At 29.6% G+C, this 13111-nt stretch carries 11 protein-coding genes and 1 tRNA gene; 8 read left to right on the top strand and 4 right to left on the bottom strand.

From position 1 onward, the window contains the following. Positions 1-354: 354 nt before the first annotated feature. Positions 355-1617, bottom strand: coding sequence for an iron-containing alcohol dehydrogenase (locus EHF_RS00440; protein WP_044193991.1), 1263 nt, complete (start codon positions 1615-1617; stop codon positions 355-357). Positions 1618-2307: 690 nt separating this feature from the next. On the opposite strand from EHF_RS00440, the gene EHF_RS00435 reads away from it, so the two are divergent. The 4 genes from EHF_RS00435 to EHF_RS00420 all read left to right on the top strand — a co-directional run bounded on the left by EHF_RS00435 (position 2308) and on the right by EHF_RS00420 (position 4327). Then, a complete protein-coding gene (locus tag EHF_RS00435) occupies positions 2308-3039 on the top strand; it encodes a F0F1 ATP synthase subunit A (RefSeq protein ID WP_044193990.1) in 732 nt (243 codons plus the stop codon). Positions 3040-3108: 69 nt separating this feature from the next. Then, on the top strand, positions 3109-3330 hold the full coding sequence (locus EHF_RS00430) for a F0F1 ATP synthase subunit C (protein ID WP_006011614.1): 222 nt from the start codon (positions 3109-3111) through the stop codon (positions 3328-3330). Positions 3331-3338: 8 nt separating this feature from the next. After that, positions 3339-3842, top strand: a complete 504-nt coding sequence (locus EHF_RS00425) for a F0F1 ATP synthase subunit B family protein (RefSeq protein ID WP_044193989.1) — start codon at positions 3339-3341, stop codon at positions 3840-3842. Next, positions 3839-4327, top strand: a complete 489-nt coding sequence (locus EHF_RS00420; RefSeq protein ID WP_044193988.1) for an ATP synthase subunit B family protein — start codon at positions 3839-3841, stop codon at positions 4325-4327. The genes EHF_RS00425 and EHF_RS00420 overlap by 4 nt, the downstream gene beginning before the upstream one ends. Here the strand turns inward: EHF_RS00420 and ftsA are convergent. Continuing rightward, the gene (ftsA, locus tag EHF_RS00415; protein WP_044193986.1) at positions 4319-5566 is read right to left on the bottom strand and encodes a cell division protein FtsA; all 1248 of its coding nucleotides are present in this window, start codon (positions 5564-5566) and stop codon (positions 4319-4321) included. The two genes, EHF_RS00420 and ftsA, sit on opposite strands and share 9 nt — an antisense overlap. A gap of 240 nt (positions 5567-5806) precedes the next feature. Further along, complete coding sequence (locus EHF_RS00410; protein WP_232228945.1) at positions 5807-7240, bottom strand: TrkH family potassium uptake protein; 1434 nt, start codon at positions 7238-7240, stop codon at positions 5807-5809. 1004 nt (positions 7241-8244) lie between these two features. Here EHF_RS00410 and EHF_RS00405 point away from each other — a divergent pair. The 4 genes from EHF_RS00405 to EHF_RS00390 all read left to right on the top strand — a co-directional run bounded on the left by EHF_RS00405 (position 8245) and on the right by EHF_RS00390 (position 11750). Continuing rightward, positions 8245-8335 (top strand) — tRNA-Ser (locus EHF_RS00405). Between the two features lie 24 nt (positions 8336-8359). Beyond that, positions 8360-9664 (top strand): tRNA lysidine(34) synthetase TilS, encoded by a 1305-nt coding sequence (gene tilS, locus EHF_RS00400; RefSeq protein WP_052349289.1) that lies wholly within the window; start codon positions 8360-8362, stop codon positions 9662-9664. After that, a complete protein-coding gene (ftsH, locus tag EHF_RS00395) occupies positions 9661-11496 on the top strand; it encodes an ATP-dependent zinc metalloprotease FtsH (RefSeq protein ID WP_044193982.1) in 1836 nt (611 codons plus the stop codon). The genes tilS and ftsH overlap by 4 nt, the downstream gene beginning before the upstream one ends. 20 nt (positions 11497-11516) lie before the next feature. Beyond that, positions 11517-11750, top strand: a complete 234-nt coding sequence (locus tag EHF_RS00390; protein ID WP_044193980.1) for a hypothetical protein — start codon at positions 11517-11519, stop codon at positions 11748-11750. Positions 11751-12760: 1010 nt separating this feature from the next. On the opposite strand, the gene EHF_RS04650 is transcribed toward EHF_RS00390, so the two are convergent. Further along, positions 12761-12928, bottom strand: a complete 168-nt coding sequence (locus EHF_RS04650) for a hypothetical protein (protein WP_156928247.1) — start codon at positions 12926-12928, stop codon at positions 12761-12763. Between the last annotated feature and the right edge of the window lie 183 nt (positions 12929-13111).

Raw genomic sequence — 13111 nt, 5'->3', positions numbered from 1 at the left:
AATGATCTGATAAAATGCAAATCATTAAAATAATTATAAAGATATTCTAAGATCCGCACACATTCTTTAAAATATACTTAAAAGTAATGTGTTACAACTTATATATTTACTCAACACATTTGAAATATAAATACCAAAGTAATGGTAAAAACACTTACCCAAAACCTTTAATAAGTAATATATAATTAAACAATCCATATTAGCACATTATTTTGTTTTATAATTAAACACTATGCTTTATAACCTATCACATATCCACCATGATATTACACAAACTCAGGATATATTTTTGATCATCACTTACAAATCACTTCAAAAATAGTATTAATTCACTTTAAAATACATGATTCTAATTCATATATTTTCGATTATTGGCAACCTAGCATGATGTGCAATATCAAGAAACGTAAATCTTGGTCTAGTAACAAACGCAAATTCTACTGCCTTACTATATTTACTAGCATTCCATCCAATGTGTTCTGGTTTATTTGGGCAATCTATATTAATCAGCATTTCTTTCACTAACACATTAGATAATGTCTTTTCTGTAATCTCCTCAACAATAAAAGACCATCTATCTCTAACCAAGCTATTTAAGTAATCTGCTTTTTGTTGATTAATAAATTTCTGAGCCAGTATATCACAGAATTCCTTAGCATATTGTGCATTAAAATACTGTTTTACATTTCCATCATTCATCAAGGTAGGATAAAACCTTGGTGCTGATTTCAACATTCTATGTTGTAAACATGTCATAGTCGCCATACTTACACCAATCAATTCACCATGAAAGAAGGGCATATCATTTTTTTGTAAAAGTTCTATAGTATTAGCAATCATATGCTCACCTTGACTAGCAGATTGACTTCCTCCTACAATAAACATACCTAATCCTGACAAAAGCAATGCCTGCATTAAAACCATAATACTATACTCATCACGTTTTATTAATCCTAAATAGTCATTGATTAATGCATTTTCACTTTCTTTACTAATTAAAAATGGTAACTCAGTATAGTCACTTCCTAACAATAAATGTGACAATAACCAATCTGCTTGTACTGTAGATCTACAAATGAAATCAGCAAATCCGCTTATTATTAATCTCATCGGAGCATTGACGATAATATCAATATCTATATATATAGCTTTAGGTAAATGAGATTGTAATGATTTCTTAGACCCATTATTCAGCATTATAGATGCATTAGACGAAGTATAACCATTCATAGAAGGAGCTGTTGGAAATGATATATAGCTTTTATCTGTAATGTAACTCACATATTTACAAATATCATTAATTGTACCACTACCAAAAGATACTAAAACATCTGAATCCTGAGATTTTTCTTTAATTAACTCCACTAATTTTTGAGAAGCACAAGACCAACGCGGAATAATAAAATGTTTAAAATTATCAAGCACAACCCTACTTAATAGGGAAACAATATCAACATCTGTAACTATAAAACCATTATTACCATATTGTTTAACTATATCACATATATTGTCACATATCTTTCTACCAACATGCATACTCTTTATTGCACTGACTACTGATTCCAATGCACAAAAATTCTGATCAACTAGAACTTGCTTTAGAAAGCTATCATACATAACAAAGAGACAAGCAATGTGTTAACTTATTATACATCTAATAAATTTTAACACAAAAAACATTTTATTTATTAAAGAAAGTATACTATTAATTTATGAGTCTACACCTTTTTCATATCACTAATTTCTATACACTACTTTACTTCTATATTGTAGGAACTGATTTACCACCTACTAGTACTAATGACTATTATCTTCACAATATAATCTTTAATAATGATCATACATAAGTCATAACATTTAGGTATAAAATTACTAATCATAAAAATTTAGTTATTTACTTATTCAAAATAATATAATTTACCTATAATTAATGATACTTCACCACCAACTAAACACACACAGCACTATATAAAAAGATTCTCTGTATTTCTCACAATTCTTAGTTATTTATAAAATCATTGATTTTTATCAAAACATAAGGTGTTGTTATAATGCAACTACATAATAAAAAGTACAATAAGAAATAATTCACATCCCTATCTTCAATCAATAATTGATATGAACAATAATCTTACAATACTTACAATTTTCTTTGTATCATAAATATCATATACATTCACTCAAAAATTTACATTAAGAAATCATATAATTTTTAATAGCAACATAACTCCAATTGACTAACTCTCTGCAATTGATATGATTAAAGTATGATACTTATAATAATTATTGTGTTTGTATGGAGCATGAATGTCAGCAAACCCTTTAGATCAGTTTAAAATTTTAACTATATTTAAGTTACCTAGCATTGGTGGGTACAATATAGATTTTACCAATGCATCATTATTTATGGTATTATCTACACTTATAATTTCTCTTTTTTGTTATGTTGGATTAAGAAAAGAAAGTATCTTACCAAATGGAATACAATTAATCATTGAAATGATTTATAACTTTATTGTTTCCACAATAGAAAGTAATGTTGGCAAAGAAGGGTTACAATATATCCCTTTAGTTTTTACAATGTTTATATTCATCGCAACATGTAATTTATTAGGTATTTTACCATTAGGGTTTACTGTAACTAGCCACATTGCAGTAACATTTGCAATGTCTATGGTTGTATTTATTAGTGTAACAGTAATAGGGTTCAAACATCAGGGAACACACTTTCTACGTATATTATTACCAAAGGGTACACCAGGCTGGTTGGCTCCAATGATGGTCTTTATTGAACTGTTTGCATATTGTGCACGTCCTATAAGTTTATCAATACGTCTTGCTGCCAATATGATAGCAGGACATACTATAATCAAAGTAATAGCAGGGTTTGTAATAAAAATGAATATATTTCTTACCCCTCTACCTATGATTTTCATTGTTATTTTAATTGGATTTGAAATATTTGTTGCAATATTACAGGCATATATATTCACAGTATTAACTTGCGTGTACTTATCAGATGCAATCAATGAACACTAAATTTTATCAATTGACTTCGTATATCTATGTACTTATAATAAACTTAGCTTTTTATAAAGGTAGGAGTATATGGAATCTTTGAAGTTTATTGCTGTAGGGTTGAGTGTTTTTGGTATGGTTGCTTCTGCTTTAGGAGTGGCAAATATATTTTCTACTATGCTTAATGGTTTAGCACGTAATCCCGAAACAGAAGATAAATTAAAAAAATATGTTTATACAGGCGCTGCTTTAGTTGAAGCTATGGGTTTATTCTCTTTTCTTTTAGCCCTATTATTAATTTTTGTAGCTTAGCGTAGACTATGGATATAATACCTCAATTAGATGTAACATCTTATCCTTCTCAGTTATTTTGGTTTTTCTTGTCTTTCGGTGTTTTATATTTAGTACTTAGTAGAAACATTTTACCAAAGATTGAAAACGTTATAAAAAAAAGGTATACCATTACAACAGGTGCTATAAATTATGTTCAAAATAACTTAAACCTTGCGCAAGACGAATTAAGTAAGCAGTTATTTAGTCTAGATGAAGCAAAAGCTGAAGCAAACAGGATTATAAGTTCTGCTCTTCAAGAGGTAAAGAATACTAATGCGGATCTAATGACCATGTTGGATGAAGAAATACAGAAAATGTCTAGTATGGCAGACGAACATATGTACAACTTAAAGTGTCAAACAGAACAAGAATTAATAGATCTTACATGCGAAATAGCTCTGACGTATTATAACAAAATATTAGGCAGTGAATATGCTGACAAAAATAAGTTACGTGATATAACTACTAGATTATATAGGGAGAAAACATGATATCTACATATTTCGTTACCAATCTTGCGTTTTGCATTGGAGCCTTATCAGCCTTTTGGCCATTGTATAAAAAGATCAAACAATCTCTGTCTTCTATGTCAAACAAACTAAAACAAGAAGTTATGTTGCCTTGTGACATTCAAAAACAATCTCAAAATTTGTTAGATAGTGCAATAGCTCAAAATTATGAAACTGAAAAAACCATCACTGAAATTCTAAAGAAAGCACAAGAAGAATACAACCTTATCATTTCATCTAACAAAAAAGATATTGAGCATATTATAGAGAAGCATCTTGATACAGCTGTACAAAAGATATCTGACCAGGTATCATCGATGGTTCAATCATTAAAATTAAATAGTGTTGATATAGCAACAAGTGCTATTCAAGAATTAATCAAAGAATACAATAACGATCACCAAAAACAAGATAACAGTGGTGTTCTTTCTACACTAGATCGTGATCTAAGGAAAAAATTACACTAGTTTATCAATTTTTACCGCAATCAATCTTAAAAATTTCTTTAGCATGTTGCCCTTTTTAGGTGTATTTTTTCTCTTAGTATGTATTCTATTCGAAATTAATAAAACTGTACCTATTGCTGCAGAAAATGATGGATTGTATTTATAATCATGAGTAATCCCCTTTAATTCTATAGGTAATCCTATTCTCACTTGCTTTTTAAATACGTGGCTTGCCACTTCTTTAATGTTAGTCAACTGACTTGAACCACCTGTAATTATTATCCTATTAATCAAATTCTTTTGCTTTGCTATCCTACTTTTTACTACATTAAAGATTTCTTCTACCCTAGGCCTAATTATTTTTCCTAAATCAGAACGCACAACTGAAATAACTTCATCTTCACCAATATCAGCTTCTATTATACCATCTTTATCTGGAGATATTAGCATAGCATCCCCATATAACACCTTTATACGTTCAGCATCTTTAACACTTATACACAATCCATATGCAATATCATTGGTAATATGAATACCACCTAAAGGTACACTATCTACATATATTAATCTTCCTTTATTAAAAATACCAATAGATGTATACCTACCACCAATATCCATAACCATCGCTCCAAGTTCTTTTTCATCATCAGTAAGACATGATAACCCTGAAGCATAAGGTTCTGCTATACATCCAACTACATTTAGATTACTACAACTAGTAATACAGTTTTCTATATTTAACAATGCAGACTTTGAAGCAGTAATTACATGCATACTAGCTTTTAGTCTACTTCCATATAACCCTCTCAACTCTGTAATATTATTTAAATCATCAAGGCAGTACACTATTGGAATATTATGAAGTACAACCTGTCCGTTATGACATTTATCATAAGTTTGCAACATAATATTTCTAATATCAGCATCTGAAATTTCATGCATTGTTACACTAATTTCATTAATAATACTTGCAGAATCAATATCACACCCAGAAATATTCACAAAAACCTGACTTATTATTGGTTCTTGTGCCATTCCCTTTGCTGATTCTATGCAAGACAATATAGAACACTTTGCAGATTCCATATCAGTAATAGTACCACCACTAATTCCTTCGGAAGCTTTATACCCTATGCCAATAATTTCAAGATCATTGTTATGAGAGATTCTAAATAGAAAACAAACTATTTTTGTAGAACCAAGATCTACAATAGCAAAAACACCCCTTCTTGGATCTGTAATAACAGCAGAATGTAACATATAATATACATGGTAAATGATTAAAATTTATAGTATTACTAACTCTAAGTACTCAATGTTATATCCTTACAAAAGAATATCAAGTTTTTTTCAAATTTAAAATATAAGTAAAAACTAGTTTTAATATCTTCAGGAAATATATTTTTTATGTGAAAATTAATGAATATATTTCAATTAATATAATACTTCAGTGATACGTAAAACCAATGAATAAGTGTAGACTCTAAACACAAGAAAGACCTATGCTGACCTACTCTTACATAGACTATTTGTGACTAAACATACACAAGCAAAAAATGGAATAACTTCCAACCTTCCCATCAACATAAAACAAGACAATAGTACTTTCATTAAAGGTAATATGTGATAATAATTACCATTTGGACCTATTATATCTCCCATACCAGGTCCTGTATTACTAAAAGCAGCAGCTACCGCACTAAAAGCAGTAATGAAATCAATTCCAGTGCTAGACAAAAGTATACATCCTATAAATAACACAGTAATATATAAAAAAAAGAATAATCCTGTGTTATGAATAAAATCTTTATTGACATATCTCCTATTATATCTAACAGTAGTTGTCTTAGAAGAATGTATAAGATCATTTACGTAAGCACTTGAAGCTTTTAACAATAATACAACTCGATAAACCTTAATACCACCACTAGTAGAACCGCTACACCCACCTATTAGCATTATAAAAATGCCAAACACAGAAAAAAAATGCCAATTACTATAATCACAATTCACAAGACCTGTAGAAGTACTTAAGGAAACAACTGAAAATACAGAATATCTTAATATGTTAACCAAGGAGTAATTTTCCGTTATTTCATCAAAATGGCAACTTACTATAGATATAATTACAAAAAGAAAAAGAATTACAGCAAAAAATATTACTTGTTCATCATAAAAGTATTGCTTTGTAATAGCTTTTAAATACAAGATTAAAGGACAAGCACTTAATAACATAAATACTACTGCTATAATCTCAATACATGTGCTGTTAAAATGTTGTAGAGAATCATCATAATTAGAGAAACCACCAGTAGACACAGTCGACATTGCATGACATATAGCATCAAACCATGACATCCCAGCAATCCAATATAATATTGAACATAAAGTCATTAATACACAATATATAACAAAAACATACATTGATGACTTAACAATACCATATTTAAATCTTCTAGACTGGTCGGAAGATTCAGAGTGATATAACTCATGTAAATTAATAATTTTCAAGCAAGGCAGTAGAAAAATACCACTTACAATAATTCCTAACCCTCCTATTGCATTCAATAAAGATCTCCAAATTAGAATTCCCGGAGACTTGCTCTGTAAATCAGTTAATATCGTTGCTCCAGTAGTAGTTAAGCCAGATACAGCTTCAAAAAAAGCATCTACATAAGCAATTTTACCTTCAAAAACAAACGGCACCGCTGCTATCACAGATAGAATAATCCAGACAATAGCTGTTAAAATAAAAACTTCCGTCTTTTTTAAATTAGATAACTTTCCAAAAAAAAGACACATTAAGCTAAAAAAAAAAGTAAAAAGGTATGCACAAAAGAAGTCTTGCCAGACATATCCAGTATAGTAATTCACTGCTATTGGAACAAGCATAAGTAGAGTAAAAACTAAAGAGAATACCCCAACAACAAACACTATACTCCGCAAGCTCTTATACATGATATACATTCTTTCTCTGAACGTACCTTTGTAATATAGAATCATTAATATGTAATGAACAACATTCGGAACTTTAGTAAATTTGCAACAAGGAAACAGTCTGACCTCAAGACCTCACCTTAACCCTCATTTATAAATATGTAAATTTTGCCAGATAATTACATGTCTTTCTGACCACATACCTGTAACATAGAACCATTATAATTCAAATTTATGAACCTCCATAATCCATAGTACAAATCACTAACTTAAATTGTATTCATATATATACATCCTTTGAACACATGTTTGTACATAGAATCATTAACATGTAATGAATAACTTTAGATTCCAATATCTTACAATAAAACAACCATCTCTAGAATTTAAATTAACACTATCTACATAAACATTCTTTTTGAATACATATTGTATCGTCAATATACAATTAGTGACGATTAACCTTCAAAATTTAATCATATTTATTGACATCGCTAGCAATAATACAATTAACTTTCACACGCACCCAACAAATTCATGAATAACGTAAAATAATGTATTAAGTGACAAACCCTAGTATATAAATTCAATACAAATTAAAAAATTGTAATTCACATATTTAAAAAAATCTCCAAGGCTATAGATATATTTCCTAGCAGTTACAAATAATTAATCATAAAACTTACATGGATTAGCAATTACATAACACATTATATTTCAAAATTCTAACTAATATATGTCCATGTTGAAATTTCTAAATCAAAAGTCATGCTATTTGAACAGTTGCAGGATTCCACCTATATAACATACAGGATAAGCATTACAACATAAAGGGAAGTATATAAACACAATTAAATTCAACTGCAGATATATTTTTGATCTGCACAAATATATAAAATAAACATAGATTTTCAATCAAAGCTCTTACATACTCCAAAATTAATAATATTTTTACTACTAGACTGTACAAAAACTCATAACTATAATAGTGTATAAGCCTTGGAAAGGTGGCTGAGTGGTCTAAAGCGCACGCCTGGAAAGTGTGTATGCAGTAATCCTGTATCGAGGGTTCAAATCCCTCTCTTTCCGCCATTTATTTTTATTACTTGGGAATTAATGATAGACTTAGGACTGTTATTTCGAAAAAAAATTCAAAACTTGCATGATAGTTTTGCAGTTGCAGTTTCTGGAGGCATAGACAGTATGGTACTGTTACACTTATCAGCTCAATACTGCAATCAGCACGTTCCTATAGTATTAACAGTAAACCACAAATTACGCCCTGAAGCAGAGCAAGAAGCATTATTTGTATTTCAACATTCACAAAATTTAAACTTAAAATGCCATATACTGAATTGGCATGGCAAGTTACCAGTAAGTAATATACAATCTTTTGCTAGACAAATACGATACAGATTATTATTGCAATGGTGTCACGAAAACAGAATAAACTACTTAATGATAGCACATCAGAAAAATGATCAAGCAGAAACTATGATGATCAGGTTAGAAAGAGGAAGCGGTCTAGATGGATTAGCTGGCATGCAAGAATACACATATTTAAATGATATATGTATACTTAGGCCACTTTTAGATGTTAGTAGGATAGAATTACTACAATATGCAAATAAAAACAATATCACCTGGATAAATGATACAAGTAATAACAATACAAAGTACAAAAGAACCTTATACCGCAACATGTTAGAAATGACAGACAATTCTGAAATATTGATTAATAGACTTTATACAGCATCAACACATATAAGACGATCTCTAAGTTGCATATTACATTACGTAAGACTAGCTATCGATGAATGTCTAGAGTTTAGTACCATAGGACATATTGATATAAAACTAACCGTATTTTTAACCCTTCCAGAAGAAATATCATTAAGGCTCTTAACATATTCCATTATGTCTATTGGCAAACAAAAATATAAGCCAAGGTATGCTAAACTTAATAATATATTTTATAAAATACAAAACAATGAATCCAAAATATCTCAAACCTTATGTGGTTGCAAGATTACAAAAAATCAGAATGATATAATCTCTATTACTAGAGAAGCATCAGCTATACAAGAACTTACTATTAACTCTTTTACAAATATAGTAATAGAATGGGATAATAGGTTTAAAATCAGTATTGTCAACTCTAGTCCTGACAATGTGACTGTATCTAGCTTAAATAATAATTATATTCCAAAAAATTTTAAAAAACTAAACAGAGAAGCAGTACGTTGTTTACCCACACTAAAATATAAAAACAAAATTGTTGCTTACCCTCTACAAAATAATAGTAATAATGACTATATTGGTGAAGTTAGGTCATCTATCACAATAAAAGAGGTGTTAGTCAAACAAAATTTTATTAATTTAACTTACAGTGAATTTATCAGCAAGGAGCCTTTGCTATGAGAAAAATAATTGAAGGGTTAGCAATTTGGATTATAGTAATTGTTCTGGTTGCTGCAGCATATGTTCAATTCAATGACAAAATTATTAACGGCAATACCATCAAATTACCATTCTCAGAATTTTTAAACAAGATTGATAATAATGAAGTAGAGAGCATTAATATAAGCGAGCATAATATTACTGGAAAATTGAGAGACAGTTCTAAATTCCAAACAACTGGCGTAGTATACGACAGTTTAATAAAGACATTACATAATAAACAAGTCACCTTTACTTTCTTACCTGAAGATACATTTCTTGGGATATTAAGCAGTATATTGATATCCTGGTTCCCCATGTTACTACTTGTCATAATATGGTTTATATTTCTCAAACGAATGCAGATAGGAGGTAACCGCACTATAAACTTCAGTAAGTCACGTGCCAAATTAATGACTGAAAATCGTAATAAAGTGACCTTTAATGATGTAGCAGGTATTGATGAAGCTAAAGAAGAGTTAATTGAAATAGTAGATTTTTTAAAACACAGACAAAGATTTCAAAAATTAGGAGGCAGAATACCAAAAGGATGCCTATTAATAGGCTCACCAGGTACAGGAAAAACCTTACTAGCACGAGCAATTGCAGGTGAAGCAAATGTCCCATTTTTTAGTATATCTGGATCAGATTTTGTAGAAATGTTTGTGGGTGTAGGTGCAAGCCGTGTGCGCGATATGTTTGAACAAGGTAAAAAAAATGCTCCATGTATTATATTTATTGATGAGATAGACGCTGTAGGAAGGCATCGAGGAATTGGCTTAGGTGGAGGAAATGACGAACGTGAACAAACACTAAACCAATTACTTGTTGAAATGGACGGATTTGAATCTAATGAAGGAGTAATTATCATTGCTGCAACTAACCGTCCAGATGTACTAGATTCAGCACTTCTTAGACCAGGAAGATTTGATAGGCAAGTTACTATTGGCATACCTGATATTAACGGACGAGAAAAAATAATCAACGTGCATATTAAAAAAATACCCACAGCACCAGATGTAGATATTAGAACTATTGCACGTGGTACTCCAGGATTTTCTGGTGCCGACCTGGCAAATCTAATAAATGAAGCAGCATTAATAGCAGCAAGACTCAATAAAAAAATTGTCACAATGAGCGACTTTGAGTATGCAAGAGATAAAGTGATGATGGGAGCTGAAAGAAAATCATTAATGATGACAGAAGAAGAAAAAAGACTAACAGCCTACCATGAAGCAGGACATGCTATTATTGCATTTTTTACAGAAGCATCTGACCCTATACATAAAGCAACAATTATCCCCAGAGGAAGAAGTTTAGGATTAGTAATGAGGTTACCAGAGTCAGATCGTGTATCTCATACAAGAGAAAAAATGATTGCAGATTTAACAGTAGCAATGGGCGGAAGAGCTGCTGAAGAACTAATTTTTGGATATCATAAAGTAACAAGCGGAGCATCATCAGATATAAAACAAGCAACAGATCTTGCAAAAGCTATGGTTATGAAGTGGGGAATGAGCGATAAAGTTGGCCCACTATATCATAGTGATGATAAAAATGAAACTATTTCTAATAATTTAGCAAATTTGATAGATGAAGAAGTCAAATCCATAGTCACATCTGCCCTTGAAAGAGCAAAAAGCCTATTGAATGAGCATTTGGAGTCATTACATATAGTTGCTAAAAATTTATTAGAATTTGAGACTCTCACTGGAGAAGATATCAAAAACATAGTAGATGGGAAAGAATTAGCTAAAAATAATGTTGATGAATCTAAGATTTTAAAAAGATCATTTGCTTCAAAAGAACAGTAATGCATTTTTATTTACAGTAGTTGTTTACCTTTCCAGTTCACCGTAAACATGTAAAATTACGACATTACTATATAGTCAAAAATCTATTAGAATTTGATACTCTCACTGGAGAAGATATTAAAAACATAGCAAATGGAAAAGAATCAACTAAAAATAATGTTGATGAATCTAAGATTTTAAAAAGACCATTTGCTTCAAAAGAACAGTATGCATTTTTATTTACAGTAGTTGTTTACCTTTCCAGTTCACCTTAAACATGTAAAATTACGACATTACTATATAGTTAAAAATCTATTAGAATTTGATACTCTCACTGGAGAGATATTAAACACAATAAATGCAAAGGAATTTAGCAAAATGTTGATAATCCCAATTTTTAAAATGCCCAAAAGAATAATAACCTGTTTTTTTACTTGTTAGAGAGATCTGCTCACTTACCTATACAACTGCTAGTGAACATCTAAAGATCACTATATTAGACAGTTTATTAAAATTCCCAATTCTAATGGAAAAGGCATTCAAAACACAATAAATTCAAAAGGACAGCCTAAAGTAATGTTTATTGAATACCAAATTAAAATGCATCAAAGAACAGTAATCCTCTTTCCCTTTTTATTAAGAAATCATGTTATAATGCACTACACTTGATATGAGAAGACACAAGTAGAAATTTACAAACACATTATTCAGCAAACCTATATGAAAATCGAATATACAATTTTCTACACTAGAAATCTGACATAACAAAGTGAAGATCATTTGACAATGAATAAGAAAGTACAAAACGTTAAAAAAAGTGTAAAATAAGTCTACAGGACAATCCAAACAAAATTTATATGTAAATTAAATACATATTTCTTACTTAAAAATCTGATACACAAAGCTAAAAATTATTTAAGAACATATCAAAAGGTACAATATATTATAAAATTGTATAATATTAAAAAAAATTTAGATAACAACTTATTGCTAGATTTATTTATCATCGTACAACTAAAAACTTCAAATAGAATTCTAAATCGACCTTCTTTATGAAGCATTTAATACAATGAATTTAGCACATAATTTAAACAACTTTTTCAATCCATTAGAATTAGTTATACTGGACTCAATACATACTGATTTTAAGAATTCATAATACTACTGCCTATATTTCAAATCTACAGAGAACATATTAAATTTTATTGGTTCAATAATAAATCCATAGCAAATCGATACTCTTTACAATACATAAATATAAACCTTTTATATTTATTACAACATGTTACTTCACTGCTACCAAATTGGATTTCTTTGTGTCTATAGTTACATCTATAACATAAGTAGAAGGATAAAGAGAACTACTCTTTTCTCTTATACTTAAATATAGACTTTGCAAAAACGCAGATCTTTGGTTGGGGGAAAGAAATGAAGGGAACAACTTTGTTTTCATTATACAGTATAAATATGTTAATTTTAGTATATTCGCAAACTATATTATCTTTTCTATAAAAAAGCAACATTGTCTTACAGACTAATTTTAAACCAAAGTAGAATTAACTAATTCATGTTTTATCAAACATCAAATTATTCATTAACGATACTGATATTTCAGATTGCAATCCATAAAAATTCA

The organism is Ehrlichia japonica, from assembly GCF_000632845.1.
Lineage (GTDB): Bacteria > Pseudomonadota > Alphaproteobacteria > Rickettsiales > Anaplasmataceae > Ehrlichia > Ehrlichia japonica.
Note: the sequence above shows the minus strand (reverse complement) of the source record. Positions and strands in the feature narration are given on the sequence as shown.